General features: G+C 44.2%; 16 protein-coding genes. 9 read left to right on the forward strand and 7 right to left on the reverse strand.

The window, feature by feature from the left end:
• Nucleotides 1-282 precede the first annotated feature (282 nt).
• Nucleotides 283-2,763 carry a PilZ domain-containing protein gene (locus tag J8Z28_RS13010; RefSeq protein WP_250659590.1) on the forward strand — a complete coding sequence of 827 codons (2,481 nt, stop codon included), beginning with the start codon at nucleotides 283-285 and terminating at the stop codon, nucleotides 2,761-2,763.
• Here the strand turns inward: J8Z28_RS13010 and serB are convergent.
• Nucleotides 2,746-3,765: a phosphoserine phosphatase SerB gene (gene serB, locus J8Z28_RS13015; protein ID WP_250659591.1), complete on the reverse strand. Its 1,020-nt coding sequence runs from the start codon at nucleotides 3,763-3,765 to the stop codon at nucleotides 2,746-2,748. The genes J8Z28_RS13010 and serB overlap by 18 nt on opposite strands.
• 125 nt (nucleotides 3,766-3,890) lie before the next feature.
• Between serB and J8Z28_RS13020 the strand changes: the two genes are divergently transcribed.
• Nucleotides 3,891-4,511 (forward strand): AhpA/YtjB family protein, encoded by a 621-nt coding sequence (locus tag J8Z28_RS13020; RefSeq protein WP_054560826.1) that lies wholly within the window; start codon nucleotides 3,891-3,893, stop codon nucleotides 4,509-4,511.
• On the opposite strand, the gene J8Z28_RS13025 is transcribed toward J8Z28_RS13020, so the two are convergent.
• From J8Z28_RS13025 to J8Z28_RS13045, 5 genes are all read right to left on the reverse strand, one after another.
• The gene (locus J8Z28_RS13025) at nucleotides 4,478-5,251 is read right to left on the reverse strand and encodes a TatD family hydrolase (protein WP_250659592.1); all 774 of its coding nucleotides are present in this window, start codon (nucleotides 5,249-5,251) and stop codon (nucleotides 4,478-4,480) included. The two genes, J8Z28_RS13020 and J8Z28_RS13025, sit on opposite strands and share 34 nt — an antisense overlap.
• Nucleotides 5,252-5,890 (reverse strand): pyridoxamine 5'-phosphate oxidase, encoded by a 639-nt coding sequence (gene pdxH / locus J8Z28_RS13030; protein WP_055020972.1) that lies wholly within the window; start codon nucleotides 5,888-5,890, stop codon nucleotides 5,252-5,254.
• 490 nt (nucleotides 5,891-6,380) lie between these two features.
• A complete protein-coding gene (gene argS / locus J8Z28_RS13035; RefSeq protein ID WP_250659593.1) occupies nucleotides 6,381-8,123 on the reverse strand; it encodes an arginine--tRNA ligase in 1,743 nt (580 codons plus the stop codon).
• Between the two features lie 61 nt (nucleotides 8,124-8,184).
• Nucleotides 8,185-9,774 (reverse strand): peptide chain release factor 3, encoded by a 1,590-nt coding sequence (prfC, locus tag J8Z28_RS13040; protein ID WP_250659594.1) that lies wholly within the window; start codon nucleotides 9,772-9,774, stop codon nucleotides 8,185-8,187.
• Nucleotides 9,775-10,030: 256 nt separating this feature from the next.
• On the reverse strand, nucleotides 10,031-10,678 hold the full coding sequence (locus J8Z28_RS13045) for a LexA family protein (protein ID WP_000854920.1): 648 nt from the start codon (nucleotides 10,676-10,678) through the stop codon (nucleotides 10,031-10,033).
• Nucleotides 10,679-10,795: 117 nt separating this feature from the next.
• On the opposite strand from J8Z28_RS13045, the gene J8Z28_RS13050 reads away from it, so the two are divergent.
• The 7 genes from J8Z28_RS13050 to eexR are packed head-to-tail and all read left to right on the forward strand — an operon-like array spanning nucleotide 10,796 to nucleotide 14,471.
• Nucleotides 10,796-11,047: a helix-turn-helix domain-containing protein gene (locus J8Z28_RS13050; protein WP_000451746.1), complete on the forward strand. Its 252-nt coding sequence runs from the start codon at nucleotides 10,796-10,798 to the stop codon at nucleotides 11,045-11,047.
• Nucleotides 11,048-11,102: 55 nt separating this feature from the next.
• Nucleotides 11,103-11,972 carry a hypothetical protein gene (locus tag J8Z28_RS13055; protein ID WP_250659595.1) on the forward strand — a complete coding sequence of 290 codons (870 nt, stop codon included), beginning with the start codon at nucleotides 11,103-11,105 and terminating at the stop codon, nucleotides 11,970-11,972.
• On the forward strand, nucleotides 11,959-12,621 hold the full coding sequence (locus tag J8Z28_RS13060) for a DUF6475 domain-containing protein (protein WP_001158521.1): 663 nt from the start codon (nucleotides 11,959-11,961) through the stop codon (nucleotides 12,619-12,621). Before J8Z28_RS13055 ends, J8Z28_RS13060 begins: the two co-directional genes overlap by 14 nt.
• Complete coding sequence (locus J8Z28_RS13065; RefSeq protein ID WP_000848909.1) at nucleotides 12,608-13,156, forward strand: lytic transglycosylase domain-containing protein; 549 nt, start codon at nucleotides 12,608-12,610, stop codon at nucleotides 13,154-13,156. Before J8Z28_RS13060 ends, J8Z28_RS13065 begins: the two co-directional genes overlap by 14 nt.
• The gene (locus J8Z28_RS13070; protein WP_000210563.1) at nucleotides 13,153-13,452 is read left to right on the forward strand and encodes a flagellar transcriptional regulator FlhD; all 300 of its coding nucleotides are present in this window, start codon (nucleotides 13,153-13,155) and stop codon (nucleotides 13,450-13,452) included. Before J8Z28_RS13065 ends, J8Z28_RS13070 begins: the two co-directional genes overlap by 4 nt.
• Entirely contained in the window at nucleotides 13,449-13,982 is a 534-nt protein-coding gene (locus tag J8Z28_RS13075; RefSeq protein ID WP_000566753.1) for a FlhC family transcriptional regulator, read from the forward strand. Before J8Z28_RS13070 ends, J8Z28_RS13075 begins: the two co-directional genes overlap by 4 nt.
• Nucleotides 13,983-14,039: 57 nt before the next feature.
• Complete coding sequence (gene eexR, locus J8Z28_RS13080; RefSeq protein WP_025610845.1) at nucleotides 14,040-14,471, forward strand: entry exclusion protein EexR; 432 nt, start codon at nucleotides 14,040-14,042, stop codon at nucleotides 14,469-14,471.
• 32 nt (nucleotides 14,472-14,503) lie between these two features.
• On the opposite strand, the gene J8Z28_RS13085 is transcribed toward eexR, so the two are convergent.
• Nucleotides 14,504-18,073, reverse strand: a complete 3,570-nt coding sequence (locus J8Z28_RS13085) for a conjugal transfer protein TraG N-terminal domain-containing protein (protein ID WP_025610844.1) — start codon at nucleotides 18,071-18,073, stop codon at nucleotides 14,504-14,506.
• Nucleotide 18,074: the final 1 nt, after the last annotated feature.

The raw sequence follows: 18,074 nt of genomic DNA on the forward strand, positions 1-18,074 counted from the left end.
AACATATGACTCAGGTAATTAAGCTAGAGTCACTTTTGTAGTCACAAAAGATAATATGCTGTAACTTGCCCCATGAAAAACGCTTAATCATGCTAAGTGCTTAATTAAGAAATGGTTAAGGGCACAGTTTTTGCTTACAAATAAAACTTTACAGTGCTTGCCATTTAATTGGCGAATACATATAACAATAACTAATAAAATAAAAAACTAGTTACACTGCTTTGGCTTTCAATAGCCCGCTAGTATACCTACTTTTTTAGATAGACGGTGATGGTTTTATAAATGGCTGAAGACATACTGCTTAAATATGAAAGCCTAGTTGAAGAACTAAAGGCACATTTAGGCACTCCCCAGTTCGACAAACTGTTTAAATCAAAGACAGCTAGCTTAACTAAGCCAGAGCAGTTTCTGATCAAAATGGAAATGTCGCGCTTATCTCAGCCTGTAGCACGCTTTATTGATTTACGTGGCCAGGTAACCGGCCAAGTCAAACCCTACGAATATGATGGTAAGCAACACTTTATGGACGATACAGCCATTGAAGTGTTTGAAGATGCTATAAAGCGCCACGGTGGTTACACCCTTGCCGTTTACGAAGCGGTAATGAATACCGAAAACAATCACCGCGTAATGCAAAAAAAAGCCGCTGAACAAGCTTTAACTGACGATAGTACCACGACAGAGCAGTCTGCTAAGGTCATTAAGTTTGCATCCTATGAAAGTCGCCGCGAAGAGCGGATGAACTACTCAATTAAAATTTCCGTTGAACTAGATAAAGACAATAAGGTTGCAGCTTCCACCTCTGATATCTCTTTAAGTGGCGCAAAAATCAAGTTAGCACCACGGTATAAAGTTAAAAAAGGCCAATTAATTGGTCTGCGCTTGGTTGGCCTAGAGCAAGATTTTGAACTGGGCTTAAAAAACGGAATTCAATACGAAGTGGTTGCGGTAGAAAAAGTATCCCGTGAATACAACCATGTACGCTTAAAGCGCACCTTTATTGAAAATAATGATAAGTTTGATGAGTTCTTAGAAAGCTTTATTCACGGTAATAAACGTCGCTATAAAGTGAACTTAGACAATACCTTAGATGCGGTTGTATCGAAAGGCTACGAGCAATACTACATTCCACGTGTTACCTCGCTTTATACTTTTTTGAGCTTACAAGGCGACAAGCTTTATCCTAGCCTTGCGTTAACCACAGAAAATAACATTTTTATTCAGCGCTATTTTTGTGATGAGCGTAAGTTGTCATGCTTATATAGCATTATCAATCAACAACGTTTAGGTCACTTGCTCAGTTCACCTGATGCGGTAAAAGAAGAATACCTGTATACCTTCACTCATACCGTTGCTGGTAAAATTTATTACTACTCAGCTACGCGAACTGAGCTTGATAGCCAACCACAACTGAGAGATTTATTTTTCGGCTTTGGTAGCCAAAAAGACAGCTGGCAATGCTTTAAGCTTCAGTTGATGCCAAGCCACCCGGAAGATTCGTATATTCCGCTATCTCTACCTAGTAGTGCTGGCAAAAACATCGAAAAACTTAATAAGCCACCGACACCAAGGGTGCAGGGGTTGATTAAAGATGTTAAATATCTACTGATTTTGACCTCGGTGGGTACTAAGTTTGAACAACAAACATACCAACAGCTTGATTATAATAAAGATGCGGTAAACCAACTTAAACAGTTTGGTCACAGTAAGCATAAAACGCCTCCTCATTTAGAGCCTGTGGCGCTTGAGTATGTGAACCTTCGCGCTCATAAACGCTATTTATACAAAACAGCTATCAGCATTGAACATCATGAGCAAACAATTACAGGCCATACTCGTGATTTATCTGTGATGGGCTTGCAAATTGAATGCGACCAACCGGTTGAGTTCAAAAAAGGCGATATCATCAAACTAAACTTGCCTGATTTGCAAAAAATTACCAAAAAGCACGATTTAACAAATTTGGCTTATGAAGTAATGGCTATAAGTAAATCACTGACAACGGTAAATTTAAAAGTGCATAAAGTTGGTGACTTACCGCATATGGCGATTAAGTTTTTCACCGTATTAATCGATAACAACAAAGACAAATTACGTGTTTGTGAAGAAACCCCTAAAATTCCGGGGCTATCAACTGCACTCAGAAATATGGTGACCAAAAGCGTCTGCCAATTTCCGTTTTATTTACATAAAGAAGCTGCCCACTTTAAAGCTGGCGCTATTGGCCAAGGCTTATATCCAAGCCCTCTTCATGTACTACTACAAAATTTTGCGTTATTGAACGAAACAACCAGCATCGACGGATTCTTATCAACGGACCAAATTACAGAAGTGATCACCCCGTTGATCAAAGACCGTAGTCGCCAAGATCCACCTCTACCATTTACCCTATTTGTTCGCTTTGATCCGCGCCAAGCCGAAATAAGCGATGCAATTACCAGCCGCTGTATTAGTGAAGATGATTACAAACCACAAACTTTGTTTGTGAAAAAAGCGCTGAAAAACGATTTAGTCTTTGTATTTCGTTTATATGTATCACGAACTGGTCGCCCAGATATTGATTACTTAGCGAATGAACTCAAATACATTAGTCAGTACGCATTACATAAAGCAAAAGACTTAGAAGAAGCACTATGGGCAGTAGCTGGTGTGGGTGATTTAATTGATATAACCGAAGAAGCGCTTACCCATTTTGATATTGACCAAAGGCTGATCAATGAAATGAGTAAACGCAAAGCAACTTGGTTAAAGCGAGTAATCTAACGGTAGAGAGAGTAAGTAAGCAACTTGCAGTAATGAGCCTTCATTAATTGCAGTTTGTGCTTGCTCAACTACTTTAGGTTTACCATGCACAGCAACACCAAGCCCTGCCGCAGCCATCATTTTCAAATCGTTCGCACCATCACCCATAGCAACAGTTTGGCGATTGTTTAAGGTAAGCTTTTGTTCGATTCGTTTAAGTACACGGGCTTTTTCTTCAGCATCAACAATAGTGCCAATCACTTTACCTGTTAAACGATTATCTTTGAACTCAAGGGTATTAGCGTGCACTTCATCTAAATCAAGCAGTGACTGTACTTGTTCAGCAAATGGTACAAAACCACCTGATGCTATTGCTAAATGCCAATTATGTTGCTTTAAGAATTGGCATAATTCACTCACGCCCGGCATTAGCGGTAAACGCGCTTTTAAGCCATCAATTAAGTCTACATCGATACCTTCTAGTTTAGCGACACGCTGCTTTAAGCTTTGTGCAAAGTCCAGCTGACCGGCCATTGCTTGCGCGGTTACAGCGGCAACTTCATCATACACATCGGCAAGACGCGCAATTTCGTCGATACACTCGATAGTAATGGCTGTTGAATCCATATCCATTAGCAATAAGCCCGGCTCATTCACTGTAGGTGGATTAGTTAATTGCACCAATTGAATACCCAATTGCTTAGCAAACTCAACTAATACCAATGGACTTAGTGCAGTTGTTGTATCGCTATGAAAGCTCCACGCTACTGGCATGTCTGCGATTGGCTGATAACAACAAAGCGATAAATTGCTAAACCCTTGCGCTGCTAAAAAATCGCTAATAGCAAGTAATTGCTCAGCATTAAGCTCATTACCAAAGGCAACACTGAACACGCCTTGATTTGCTTTTGGCGTAAAGTCTGTTGTAATAAGGTGTTTGTTTTCAATTTTATACCAGCAATTTAGGCTGATTTGTTCTGCTAAATTTGCTGAAGGTGTAGCAGCTAAGCTAAGCTGTGACATAGTGGCTCCACATTAGACTTATGTCTGTCCTTGGTCGTGCATTTGGCACTCGCACTCAAGGGGCTGTTAAAGTTATCATGTTGTACCATCAAATTTAAAAGCTGTCAGTAACGTATACGGTGACTATGAAAAATAACCAACTTAAAATTCCCTTTTCAGCCACTTATCGCCAACGTGTTGTGCGCTTGAGCTTGGCTGCAGCCTGTTTTGTGCTGTTAAGTTGGGTTGCCATGAATAGTAGCTTTCAAAGCCACCAATTACTTTATGATAGTGCTGACAGCACCGCGATAAGCTTAACCAAGTTTATGGCACTAAATGCAAAAACCCCACTGCAAGAGAAGAACAAACCCGAGTTAAATGCGTTGTGTAATCATATTGCTGAAGATGAGTATGTGTTAGCGGCAACGATTTACGATCAACAAGGTATTCAAATTGCTGCCAGCGATAATTGGCAAAGTCACCACACTTTTGGTTTATTACCCGACTCAACGCCGGGTATCAGTAAGCTTAAAACCCCATTTGTAGAGCCGGTGATAAGTGATGATGAAAGGCCAATTGGCTTTGTGTCGATTACCTATTTAACGCAGGCTTCTATTGCGACCAGCCACAGTAGTTTTCATGATTTAGGTCGCCAAGTGTTATTAATGTTAGTGATCACCTGTATTTTTACTTGGCAGTTAGGCCGCGGCTTAAAACACTGGCAAATCAACCGTTACATCAAAAAAAGCGCAGAGCAAGAATCATAAAGTTCAGCAGCCAATTGCTGCTTTGCATCGCCTGTCGCGCTTTTAAGCTCACATAAATGAGCAAATACATCGCGCACCTTAAGTGGTGTATTAATCTGCCCTTGAAAACCAGCTAGCGGCATTGATGGCGAGTCGGTTTCAAGCACTAAATGCTGGGGTTCAATTGTGTTTATAACTTTACGAGTTTTAGCAGCGCGCGGGTAACTTATCACGCCACCAACACCAAGCTTAAACCCTTGTTTAATATAACTCTGAGCTTGTTGTTCTGAACCTGAAAAGGCATGAATAACACCTCCATACTTTGGCTTGCAGCGCTTAAATGAGCGAGCAATTAAGTCATGGCTTTGTCTGTGATGCACAATCAGTGGTAAAGCGAGTTGGTTGGCAAGCTCTATCTGCCCTTCAAAAAGCTGCGTTTGTTTATCTAGGTTGTCGATACTGCGATCAAGTCCGCACTCTCCGATGGCAATAAACTGCCCTGTATGGGTTTTCGCTAACTGTTCTAGTTCAGCGAGGTGATGAGTTTGGTGATCAGATAAAAAATAAGGATGTAAGCCTAAAGCAACTGAAATACTTGGCTCTGATTTAGCAAAAGAGAATAGTTTTGTAGATTGTGCCAAGCTCACACCCGGCACAATAAAATGCTCGATCCCTACTTGCTTGCATGTTTTGATGAGCTCTTTGCGAGTCTCATCAAATTCGCCAAAATCAAGGTGGCAGTGGGAATCGATAAAACGCATTTACGGATTTAAACGACCAAACTGCCAACTACCGTCGGCTTGGCGTTGATACATAAAGCGGTCGTGTAAGCGGTGTGCCCCACCTTGCCAAAATTCGATTTTAGTAGGCTCAACACAGTAGCCTCCCCAAAAATCAGGTAGTGGAATTTCACCCTCTGAAAACTTTTGCTTCATTTTCGCAAATGTTTCCATTAGTACCTTACGCGATGACACAGGACGACTTTGCTGAGATGCCCATGCAGCTAACTGGCTTTCTTTAGGACGCGATAAAAAGTACTTAGCCACAGCCGTTGTTGGTAAAGGTTTAGCTTCACCATAGACAATGACTTGTCGCTCCATATGATGCCACGGAAAGTGCAGAGAAATTTTGTTATTACCTTTAAGCTCCTGCGCCTTGCGCGAGCCGGTATTGGTAAAAAACACAAAGCCATTTTCATCAAGATGCTTTAACAGCACAATACGCTGCGAAGGCTGACCATGTTCATCAACCGTTGCAACGACCATCGCCGTAGGATCAGGTAAATTAGTTGCAACAGCTTGCTCAAGCCATTTTTCAAACTGCTTGATTGGAGACGCATCAAGCATGTCTTCAGATAAACCATCCTGTAAATATTCACGGCGAATATCTTCAAGTTTCATAAAATTCCCTCTATCGCTACTATCGCTACTATCAGCTATCAGCTATCAGCTATCAGCTATCAGCTATCAGCTATCAGCTATCAGCTATCAGCTATCAGCTATCAGCTATCAGCTATCAGCTAAAGATTAATCAAGGTTATTGAGCTGTCAATTTTGTTGGGTTTCGCTACGCTCTACCCAACCTACGAAGCTAGGTTCTAGGTTCTAGGTTCTAGGTTCTACAAGCTACTCCCCTCGCGCCTAGAGTCTAGGACCTTCGATTTATACTCGGTTTCGCTACGCTCTACCCAACCTACGAAGCTATGGGTTCTTAAACCTTCTGCAAGTGTAGGAGTGCTTTCAAAGCGAACTACACGAAGCAGAATTCACCTAAGTAGTTTAGCCTAAGACAAGGCGGAAAACCGACTTATCCCTATGAGCATACGTGTTTTGTATGTGATTAGGGTCAGTCGGTTTGACAACGCAGTATTAGGTTAAAATACGACGGTGATTACATTTGCTCCATGACTTCGATACCTAAAAGATCCAATCCTGATTTCAGCGTCTTCGCAACCAAATTACACAGTACTAAACGGCTATCACGAACACTTGGCTCTACGCCTTCTTTTAGAACTGGGCATGCTTCGTAGAACGTCATGTATAGGCTTGCTAGTTCGTATAGGTATCCACATAATACGTGCGGTGTCGCTTCGCTGATCATTAGATCGAGCACTTCTTCTAACTGAAGAAGTTTAAGTGCCAGCGCTTTTTCTTGTGGCTCGTTGATTGCAACGTCTGCTGTTAATGACGCTGCTTCGATACCTGATTTACGGAAAATACTGCGAACACGTGTGTATGCATATTGTAGGTAAGGCGCTGTCGCACCTTCAAAGCTCAGCATTGTGTCCCAGTTGAAGATATAGTCGCTAGTACGGTGCTTAGAGAGATCCGCATATTTTACTGCGCCAATACCTACTTTACGGGCAATTTCGCTACGCTCTTCGTCGCTTAAATCTGACTCACGCTCAGCAAGCTTAGCTGCGGCACGAGTGATAGACTCTTCAAGTAAGTCAGCAAGTTTAACGGTACCGCCAGTACGAGTTTTGAATGGCTTACCATCTTCACCCATCATGGTGCCGAATGGGCAGAATTCATAACTTGTTTCATCACGTAATAAACCTGCTTTACGTGCTGTTAGCTCAACTTGATTGAAGTGTAAGCTTTGACGTGCATCTACAAAGATTAAGATGCGATCAGCACCCAATTTATTTGAACGGTAATCACAAGCAGCTAAGTCAGTTGTTGCATATAAGAAACCACCACCTGATTTCTGTACGATAAACACTGAAGGCTCGCCGTCTTTGTTAGCAAGCTCGTCTAAGAACACCACTTGCGCACCGTCAGACTCAACGGCAATGTTTTTGTCTTTTAATAGTGCGATGATGTTTGCAAGTTCGCTGTTGTAAGCACTTTCGGCCATGATGTCATCTTGCGTAAGTGTGACGTTTAGACGCTTATAAACTTCTTCAGAATGCTTTACAGAAGTGGCAATGAATAACTTCCAAAGTTTTTCACAGTGTGCGTCGCCGCTTTGTAATTTAACAACGTAATTACGGGCTTTGTCGGCAAACCCTTCTTCATCATCAAAGCGTTTTTTCGCATCGCGGTAGAAGGTTTCAAGGTCGGCCAGCGCTACAGACTCTAAGTCTACACCTTGATTGATTTGATCTTCTAAGTGCGCGATTAACATACCGAACTGAGTACCCCAGTCACCCATATGGTTTTGACGAACAACTTCATCACCACGGAACTCAAGAGCACGAACAACTGCATCACCAATGATGGTTGAACGTAAGTGACCTACGTGCATTTCTTTAGCAAGGTTAGGTGATGAGTAATCAACAACCACTTTTTGCGCTGTTGCATGAGGCGCAACTGCTAGCTTTTCGTCTTCGTTTGCTGCTTTTAAGCTAGCTGATAAAAACTCAGGCTTTAGGTGAATATTGATAAAACCTGGGCCTGCGATTTCAGTTTTTTCTGCGATATCTGCAAGGTCTAGGTTATCGATAATTTTTTGTGCAAGTTCACGCGGGTTTGATTTTAATTTTTTAGCCGCGCCCATTGCGCCATTAATTTGGTAATCACCAAACTGTGGGCGTGTGCTTTGTGTCACCGCTGGGTTAGTGTCTTCAGGTAACCCGGCTGCAACCATAGCAGCAATTGCTTTGTCGATTAAAAGAGTACGAATATTCATTGTAATTTTTACCTTTATGGCCCGCTGTACGGGCACTTAAATTTGAAGCAGACTTAGCGTATTAGTTTTCGCGCGTGTGGTTAAACTTGATATCTGGATAGCGTTCCATCGACAAGTTTAGGTTTACACGGCTTGGCGCGATATAAGTAAGGTTATCGCCGCCATCAAGCGCTAAGTTGCTTTCGCACTTACGCTTAAACTCTTCAAGCTTTTTGGTATCGTCTGAGCTTACCCAACGTGCAGTGTTAACACTAACACCTTCGTAAATCGCATCAACGTTGTATTCTGCTTTTAAGCGGGCAACAACTACGTCAAACTGTAGTACACCGACCGCACCAACGATTAGGTCGTTATTGATAAGCGGTCTAAATACTTGCACAGCACCTTCTTCAGATAGCTGAACTAAGCCTTTTAATAATTGCTTTTGTTTTAATGGATCTTTTAAGCGAATACGACGGAATAATTCTGGCGCGAAGTTAGGAATACCACCAAACTTCATTTTTTCACCTTGCGTGAAGGTATCACCAATTTGAATTGTACCGTGGTTGTGTAAACCAATAATGTCACCTGCGTAAGCATCTTGCGCTCGCTCACGGTCACCGGCCATGAAGGTTACCGCATCAGAAATACTGACTTGCTTACCAATACGCACATGATTCATCTTCATACCTTGGCTATATTTGCCAGATACAATACGCATAAAGGCGATTCGGTCACGGTGTTTAGGGTCCATGTTCGCTTGGATTTTAAATACGAAACCAGAGAAGTTATCTTCAGTTGCCGCAACTTGGCGGTCTTCTGTTTCACGTGGTAATGGCGCAGGAGCCCACTCAGTTAAGCCATCAAGAACATGGTCAACACCAAAGTTACCAAGTGCTGTACCAAAGTAGACTGGTGATAATTCGCCAGCTAAGAACAGCTCTAAATCAAATTCGTGTGATGCACCAATTACCAGCTCTAGCTCTTCACGAAGTTGCTCAGCAAGCTCACCGCCAATAGCATCATCAAGTTCTGGGTTATCTAAACCTTTAATAACGCGAACTTCTTGAATTGTGTGACCTTGACCTGTGCTATACAAAATCGTTTCTTCACGGTGAATGTGGTAAACACCTTTAAACTCTTTACCACAACCAATCGGCCAAGTAACCGGCGCACAGGCAATGTTTAGCTCAGTTTCAACTTCGTCTAATAACTCCATTGGATCACGAATATCACGGTCACACTTATTCATAAAAGTTACGATAGGTGTGGTACGTAAGCGTGTTACTTCCATTAATTTACGAGTACGATCCTCAACACCTTTCGCTGCGTCGATTACCATTAGGCATGAGTCAACCGCAGTCAGTGTACGATAAGTATCTTCAGAGAAGTCTTCGTGTCCCGGAGTATCAAGTAAGTTAACTAGACGCTCGTTGTAAGGAAATTGCATAACAGACGTAGTTACCGAGATACCACGTTCTTTTTCCATTTCCATCCAGTCTGATTTTGCGTGCTGGTTTGAGCCACGACCCTTTACGGTACCCGCTTTTTGAATCGCTTGTCCGAACAACAGAACTTTTTCTGTAATAGTGGTTTTACCCGCATCCGGGTGCGAGATGATAGCAAAGGTCCTTCGCTTATTGATTTCATTAAGAAAATCTTGGTTTGCCATGTATAAATTCTTTTAGTTTGTACACGGATTTGTACACACTTTTGGAAGTACTCTATTTTCAGTTCTTCGCTTGTCAAATCCGTCGTGTTAATCGTAATTGGCCGCTATTTTCGCTGATCTTGACTTTATAAACAATCAATGGTTATCTAATCGGTTACCATTTACTCTCAGCGTGCGCCAATGCTCAGTTGTAGCTGTTTGCAATCGTTGCTTCTTCAGCTCATGAACAACTGTGGCTAAACCACAAATTCCTTCGCTACCAGAAATCGATGATAGCTTGTCGTACTACACCGATGATGGTGCAGTTGCCGTTGATCGGTATTGCAGGGTATTGGGGGTTCAAAGGTTTTAGGTACTTCTGTTCACCATCAATAACTAACTGCTTAAAGGTTGCTTCTTTCGAATCATCCAAACGCGCAACAACCAATGAACCTGAAGAGTAAGGTAATTCAGGATCAACAACGATCACTGCTCCCTCAGGTATGGATTTTTTTCCGCTTGGATTTTCCATACTGTCGCCTTTTACGCGAAGTGCGAAACAACCCTCATGTGCTTTCCCTGTGACTTCACGCCACTCCTCAGCATCTTCATGGGCAAATCCCTCCGCTATTTCAGTCCAATCACCGGCCTGAACCCAGTTAATGAGAGGAATTCTTCCCTTAATGTCAGGCCCAACTTCTACATTACCGACCCCCAAGCCAATCTCGCCATCACCTGTGGCGAGCCAATGAGCATTCACGCGAAGCGCCTCCGCGATCTGCATGGTGTAACGAGATCTAGCCGATTTACCAGAGCAAATCTGGCTGATCGACTGCTGTTTGATACCAATGCGACGAGCCAACTCAGACTGAGTCACCCCAGTAAGCTGCAAGGCATGGTTTAGTCGTTCGGATAAAGTTTTCATAAGCCCGTATTCTACAAATAAAACTGTAGCCTTTCAACAATTTTAACTGTTGACTTATCTACAGTTTAAACTGTAACATTCAATCTTGTAACAGTTATTATTGTAACAGGAGACGGTATGGAAGTGTTCAACACGACACAAAAACATCTCCGCCGTGCCATTGACTTGGTCGGCGGGCAATCAGCATTAGCACGAGCCATCAACTCAAAACAGCAAAACGTCTGGTTTTGGTTGAATAAATCAGGGCGTGTTCCCGCTGAATTCGTTTTACCCATCGAACAAGCTACGCAAGGACAAGTAACCCGATCTCAGTTAAGACCGGACATCTACCCCGAATGCCCAAGCGAGCTGAAAGCCAGTAACCAGTAGGATTAAGGGCAAGTAATGGTCAGCATTTTACGTAAACACAAAAGCGAGTAACTCCATGCGTGATTATGGCAAGGTCTATACCCGCTTTTGGCTAAAGCAAAATGTTTTGTCCTGGAGTGACTCAGCGAAGTTGCTAGGACTGTATTTGCTTACATGCCCGCATTGTAATTTGCTTGGCTGCTTTCGATTGCCGATTGGTTACGTTGCTTCTGACTTGAACTGGGATGAGCAACAGGTTGCCAAGGCTCTAAATGAGTTAGAACAAGATCAGTTCCTCATTCGTTGCGAGGAATCCGGTTGGACTTTGATTCGAAGCTTTCTGAAGCACAACCCAATCGAAAACCCAAACCAAGGTAAGGCAGCCTTTCGGTTGCTTAAAGATGTACCTGCCGACTTCGTTGGTATGGCATCGCTTTTGAAATCTCTTGCCGCTTTTCAAGCTCGGCTTCCAGAAGAATTTTCATCATTGTTTATGCCTGTTGGCAACCCGGTAAGGGACTCTCAACGGTCGGATGACTCTGAGAGAAGCAATAAACCAACAGTTAAAACTGTTTATCACATACAGTTTGAAGACTTCTGGGATGTACAAATACGCAAAGAAAAAAAAGCTAAAGCCAAAGAAGAATGGCTACGCATGGGCCTCAATGAAGACCATGAACTCGCCTTGGAAGTGCTAACACGCTGGAAAGAGCAACGAGACAACCGATTGCAGTATCAAGATCGGACTAAGACCCCTATGCCACATAACTGGCTTTTAAACCGGCAATGGGAAGACGAGTACGTTCGCATTGATGAAGTACAGCAATCATCGACGAGCCTAAAGGGCAGCAATCACCAATTGAATATTGAAGAAAGCAATCGTCGCATCGCTGAAAGCTGGGCCGGACCAGGTATTCGGGAGGTTCGTTCAAGTGCAGGAGGTTGATAAACGCGAGTTTGCTGAAGTTTGGGGAGCAGCTTGGGCCATGTATGGCAAAAGCGTATCACCGCAATTGCTATCCATCGCATTTGAAGCCCTTCGTGCTTATAGCATTGAAGAAGTGCGAATCGGTCTGACTCGGCATATTCAATCACCGGATACTGGGCAATTTTTTCCAAAGCCCGCTGACGTCATCAAGCATATCGATGGCAACTCGGGTTCAAGAGCCATGGTTGCTTGGAACAAAGTTGACAAGGCTGTTCGTCAGGTTGGTGCTTGGACATCCGTGATGTTTGACGATGCACTTATCCACCGCGTGATTTCAGACATGGGGGGATGGGTTGAACTCTGCAAAGTTGATGACAGGGAATACCCCTTTAAGCAAAAAGAGTTTTTAACACGCTACCAGGCTTACTTGCTGCGGGACGAAGTGGGTGAATACCCAAGGCTATTACAGGGTATTGCAGACCATCAGAACCAGCAAAAAGGATTTGATATGCAAGCGCCTGTTGCCGTGGGTGACTGGTCAAAAGCGGCACAAGTTTACACGAGAGGCATCGCCAATTTTAGCGCAGTGCCTTTGAAAAGAATAAGCCCGAAAGCCATTCAGGCGCTTCTCGGAAATCAATTAGAGGACAAAAATGAAAACGATTAAAGCAAAAACCGTTGCCCTAGTGATAGCTATGTCCGCAAGCACTTCAGTCTATGCGTTTCCGGGCTATCAGTGGGAAAAAGCAGCACAAAGTGTTGGTATTGATCCAGTCATGCTCTACGCCGTTGCCTTGGCTGAGTCAGCCTCACATCGAGGTCTTAACATGACCAGTCCATGGCCATACGCAATTCGCAATGGTTCAAACGCAACCTACGCCAAATCTAAGACAGAAGCGGAGCAACTGTTAAACCAGGCACTTCAAGAGAGTGAAAAATACCAGCTCGATATTGGCCTTATGCAAATCAATTTGCATTGGCATGGGCATCGAGTGAGCTCAGCAGCTGAACTGCTAGACCCCATCACCAACCTTACTGTCGGCTCCAGTATTTTGGCCGAAGCAATCAAGTCTTCACCAAACGATTTAGAGCTTGGCATAGGCCGCTATCACAGTTGGAACGAAGAGCGTGCACGCTGGTATGGGCAAAGAGTGCTTTCTATCTATCGCAATATTTTACATGAACTGGAGGTCCGTCAATGACAACCAATCAACAAGACTTCTATCAATTAAATTTGGCATACCTACACGCAGCACGGGAATTGGCGCGCATTGATCCACAAGAGGCGGTCTTGCGCTTTGGACTTACACGCGATGTGGTTGATGCGCTGATTAATGCTGGAGTTGACGACCTGCAACGAGTGGCGACCTCATCATTCATGCTGTTTCAACCAAGGGGTAACCAAAGCCAACTGATTGAGATGGTGAAGAGCAAAGGCACAGGTATCCCAAGAATCGCTTATTTATTATCAACCCTAAACAACAAGGGGGATGCATGATTGATAACCTGTCCAAAAGTGAGCTGTTTACCCGAGCCTCGCTGCTTATTAAATACGGATTTCGAACAACCATTATCGCGCTCGATACAGGTTTGCCAATCCACATTATCAGAAGGCTCCATAAAGAAGTGACTGGCAAGTCACCTTGTCCTGGTCAATTGCCAGAATCTGATGCCATCGTCAAAAGCAGAAGAGCATTAGTTGAAGGCTCCCTGCTTATGGCGCTTTATGTCAATATTGGTGGTGATAATGTCTACAAGCAATTAAATATCGATGCTTTGATGAAGGCTTACGATGCGTATTTGGTTGCAAGAGAAGAAGCAGATCTTCCAGCTGAGATCCCCTGGAAAAAACTGACCATCAATGAAGGTTGGGTTCTAGCTCGTGATTTAAGATCACAGCTTGCATCCTTACACCGGTGTCGATGCGGCAGTCTGTATTTGACGGTATCACAACAGCGCATTCAGCTTAAATGCCCTGTGTGTGAGATTATGGCCGAGCAAACCACTAGAGCACTTTTTGAGAACTAACATGCTGATGCATGATTTGATTGTGCACCGTCTGTGCACTTTGAGAGTACTAAGAAGATGACAAACTTACTTAAATCTTTACCAGCACGCTGCTGGTTTATATCACTGGGGCTTTTTCTGGCGACTTTGGCAGCGGCTCATTTTTTTCCATCAGAAATATTTACGGCATCTGCCAAGTTAGCGGCTTTGCCATTTCTGTTTTGCACCATCGTTTTTTTCAGCTACTTGGGATTCAAAGCAACTGCTAGTCCTATCGGCCTTATAACCATCACCACTATGTGTTTAGCAATCGCATATTGGCAAGCGAGTTGGGCAATTTTATGTGTCGGTTTAGCTTTCTTAGGCTTAAGCGGACTAATCCATTTATTTCAAAGACAACTGAAAGATACCGGTCGAGAACTAAGCCTGAGCGAAAAAAAATATTGGTACTGGGTAAACGAATTTGCAGACGGTCGCTCATCTATCCTCCCCAAAAGGCCAAAAAAATAGCCAGCCCATCACAAGCTGGCTACCTTCTGTTTTTAGTTCCTTCCTGAAGCCTGGTTATAGGCCCTAATATCGATCAAGTTGTTCTGAGCATAATCTCCAGCAAGGGATGCATTTGAGATCACTGCAATCTGCTTATCCACAAATGCTTTATCTTCTTCGGACACACTGTCGGGGATGTAAGCACCGCTCTCATCTTTTTGACGATACTCATTTAGCATTTGCTCCCTTAGACCAAGCATTTCAGGCGACCAACTCGATGAGTCTTCAGAGTTGAAAACGCGCCCCGCCAAACCTTCATTGAAAGCTTGAGCGAACACTTGACTTTGAATCGGGGTCAATCCCATTCTCTGCCCTTCGCTGTATGCTTCCTGTTTAAAATCATCGGCATACTGTTCTAAGAACTCACCATATCGATTGTTAACTGCCGCACCGAATGCCCCAGCCAACATGGCTTCAGACTTAGTACCCCAGTTTACTTCGGAGGCATACTGCGAACTCGATCCACTGTATGCATCATTAAACGCCGTCAATGGGTTTTCCAAAGAGGTTCCGGCGTCAACGGCTGCTTTTAAGCCATCCCAGGTTGATTTACTGGCCACCGTTGCATTGTGCAAGAAACCTCGTGAGCTAGGGTCTTCAAGTGCTTGCTCCTTGTAACTCTCATAGTCTTCGCCAAAGTGATTCAAGGTATGCAGTGCTGCATCAGTATGCTTGCCACTGAAGTCACCAATTGCACTGGCGCTGTTGAAGAACATTTCAGCACCAGAAACTCCGCTATCATCAGCCATAATGCGAGATCGCCACTGAGAGCCAGCTTCACGGTTTAGTCCAGATTGATAGGTACTTGTGTCAGAAACTACGGCCTGTTGGGCTTGTTGTTGATGCGCATTTAGTTGTCCATCAACACCAGACAAATTAGTTTGGTAAGCTGATTGAGCTACGTTGAACTGAGTTTGAACAGTTGCAGCATCCTCGTAGCCGCCCAATACCCCCGATTCCACTTGGCTTTGAGTGCCACCAAAAGTAGGTGCAGCTGATGACAAGCCTTCATTTGAGCGCGGTTGAATTGATCGTAAATCGGCTCCAGTAGCCATGGCCATAACAGTCATTGCTGCTTGATAATCATTGTCTCGTTCAGCGGGCGTTGAGGAGTTGCTATAGGTTAAAGACTCCATAGCTGCGGCCACATACGCCTGATTATCATCAGGTAGCAAGCGCTGATACATTGGAAGGTTTTCACGTAATCGGTTACCGGCTTCAACATGCTGGTTCATATAGCGACCTAAATAATCCATGACTTCAGGGTTATCCGCCGCTAATCGAGTTAACGTCGCACCATCCGTGTTCCTTTGTCCTGATAGACTGTAGCTGGCCTGATCAAGCTCACTAAAGCGGTTTGATGCCGTGACAACGTCTTGTGCTGAACTCTGAAGAGACTGATAGTCTTGGTTAGACAAGGACATTTCAACGCCAGAACGTCTTGAATCTGAAAGGTCCTTAACCATGGCATCGCGATACTCAGCACGTCGTGAATCACTCGATGCCAAGCTTTGCATCTCCCCAGTGAGCGTATTTGCGGTCGTTGACCGAGAACTGCCCTCTGATGACTCAACTTGGCCACTAAAGTTACCACCTAGATCCAACCCAGCTCGTAACCGTGATATTTTTGGCACTCTTGAGGATTCAGGCTTATCGACTCCAGGCAAGCTACCTTGTGGGGAGTCATTCCCCCCTGTACCAAGCAATCTTCCCAAGAACCCTTTGTCTGCTACTTCTTTATCACCGGTATTTGTAATAGTTCCATCGCCACCGACCCTTAGACCTCCCGATAACACGCCAGATACCAAGCCACGTACAGCGTCTTTTTTATCGTCTCCGAAACCATACCGTGTTTGCAGGTCATCAGTAACCTGATTAACAACGGCGCTAGATGCGGAATTAGAAGAACCGATCTGACGTCCAACCGAAGATAGATTGTCGTAACTTAGCTTTTCACCAAAGGTTCGGCTCATGGTATTGCCAACTTGACGGCTAAAGGCTTGAGTTGCCTGAGTCATGGATTCTTTTGCAGAGCCGACCATTGAACCCACTGCGTTTCCGACAGAGAAACTGCTAAGTAGGTTTGACGCGCCGGTCATAGCAGAACCAGTGAGGGCTGAATTTTGGAACATTGACTGTGATTGCATCACCGGGGCATTTTTCGCGACATCTGGACTTGCCATCTTTTCATCAATTGCATCACCGTTTTGAAGACGTCCAGCCAAGTGGGTAGCGGTTATTGCTGAGCCATACACGAGCATGAGCGAAATCGCCGGAACACTCGACGCCAACATGCCGCCAGTAGCTATCCAGGTTTGCAGCACTGAATCCATCTGCATCATCCCAGCAAAAGATGGCACTTCTGTACCTGCAAAGGCATCAAGAGCCGACATTTTCCCAGCAACGGTTAAATGGATATATAGGTTAATGATGGCCATGACGGGCATCCAAAGTTGAATCCAAAGCAGGATTAACAAGTACTTCCCGGCCATTCGCATCCCGATTTGGCCAAGGGCAATCACAAAGGCCATCAATGGGGTGATGGCGTAAATGAACCCCTCAAAAAACGTCATCATCGGACGTACGATACTTTGGAACAGGGTCTGCTCCGCCGCCCATTGTGTATTGCGCTGCTCAATCGCTTGGTTAACCATCACGGCTGCGGTGAAAGCTTGATCATCCATATACTTGCCTGTCACGCTTTGCTCATAAATAGGCAAAAGCACTGACGCGGTCATGTACTCTTGGGTGTTAACCGAAGCTAAACCAAGGTTATTCAGTGCATTTCGGATCACGTCATCAGTGTCCGTTGCAGACGAAGTCCCCAATGAGGCTGACAGAACCTGTTTAAGCCTTGGAATGAAGGTTGATTCTGTCATGAGTTTCAGCTGACTATAGGCATCGGTGCAGTCCAAATCGCTACTGCTACCACTGAGCATGATGCGCGTGCCATAAATGCTAGAGTCAAACCTAATCGCAGTCATCGGGTTAGGATCACTCAGCACCTGATCGAGGTTCTTTTGGCCAATGTCGATACCAATCAAGGTGCACTCTTTGATGTAGTTAAACCACGATTGCTCGATGTCCGAACCGGCGACACGATTTGCATCACCCAACCCAGAGCGATCCATCACCTGTTTTCTCACTTTAATCAGTGACTGTAAACTGGATGCAAAGCCGTATTCCGTCATGGCGGGAGTTGAGAACGCCGTTTCAAACAATCGTGTGATTTGAAAGCCAACAGTCGAAATCGTACTACCTGCGGCAGCAACACCGATGGGCACATTATCAACCACTCGAACTTGTCCCGTGTACGCATCCTCAATGCTCACTCGGGTACTGGGCCCAAACATGGTTGCAAAGACTAGCCATGAGACTAAAACATGTTGAAAGTTAATCCCACGACCACCTTGCATTAAGGCCTGAACAGAGACCATCAATACCCCAATGAGCAAGCCAATGCGAACCATTGAAGTAAAGTCGCCTGTACCAGTGATCATCGCGACAGCGTTCAAGACCTGCTCTAAAAAAGCCGAATCCCCGATGGAATAGATTTCCCACATT

It is taken from the genome of Pseudoalteromonas sp. SCSIO 43088 (assembly GCF_023650795.1).
Lineage (GTDB): Bacteria > Pseudomonadota > Gammaproteobacteria > Enterobacterales > Alteromonadaceae > Pseudoalteromonas > Pseudoalteromonas shioyasakiensis.

Bases quoted from the DNA above. Each gene is read 5' to 3' on its own strand.
- J8Z28_RS13055 (WP_250659595.1), top strand. From the start codon at position 11,103: ATGCGTGATTATGGCAAGGTCTATACCCGCTTTTGGCTAAAGCAAAAT.
- pdxH (WP_055020972.1), bottom strand. From the start codon at position 5,890: ATGAAACTTGAAGATATTCGCCGTGAATATTTACAGGATGGTTTATCT.
- J8Z28_RS13045 (WP_000854920.1), bottom strand. From the start codon at position 10,678: ATGAAAACTTTATCCGAACGACTAAACCATGCCTTGCAGCTTACTGGG.
- J8Z28_RS13020 (WP_054560826.1), top strand. From the start codon at position 3,891: ATGAAAAATAACCAACTTAAAATTCCCTTTTCAGCCACTTATCGCCAA.
- argS (WP_250659593.1), bottom strand. From the start codon at position 8,123: ATGAATATTCGTACTCTTTTAATCGACAAAGCAATTGCTGCTATGGTT.
- J8Z28_RS13025 (WP_250659592.1), bottom strand. From the start codon at position 5,251: ATGCGTTTTATCGATTCCCACTGCCACCTTGATTTTGGCGAATTTGAT.
- eexR (WP_025610845.1), top strand. From the start codon at position 14,040: ATGACAAACTTACTTAAATCTTTACCAGCACGCTGCTGGTTTATATCA.
- J8Z28_RS13085 (WP_025610844.1), bottom strand. From the start codon at position 18,073: ATGTGGGAAATCTATTCCATCGGGGATTCGGCTTTTTTAGAGCAGGTC.
- J8Z28_RS13070 (WP_000210563.1), top strand. From the start codon at position 13,153: ATGACAACCAATCAACAAGACTTCTATCAATTAAATTTGGCATACCTA.
- serB (WP_250659591.1), bottom strand. From the start codon at position 3,765: ATGTCACAGCTTAGCTTAGCTGCTACACCTTCAGCAAATTTAGCAGAA.
- J8Z28_RS13075 (WP_000566753.1), top strand. From the start codon at position 13,449: ATGATTGATAACCTGTCCAAAAGTGAGCTGTTTACCCGAGCCTCGCTG.
- prfC (WP_250659594.1), bottom strand. From the start codon at position 9,774: ATGGCAAACCAAGATTTTCTTAATGAAATCAATAAGCGAAGGACCTTT.
- J8Z28_RS13065 (WP_000848909.1), top strand. From the start codon at position 12,608: ATGAAAACGATTAAAGCAAAAACCGTTGCCCTAGTGATAGCTATGTCC.
- J8Z28_RS13050 (WP_000451746.1), top strand. From the start codon at position 10,796: ATGGAAGTGTTCAACACGACACAAAAACATCTCCGCCGTGCCATTGAC.
- J8Z28_RS13010 (WP_250659590.1), top strand. From the start codon at position 283: ATGGCTGAAGACATACTGCTTAAATATGAAAGCCTAGTTGAAGAACTA.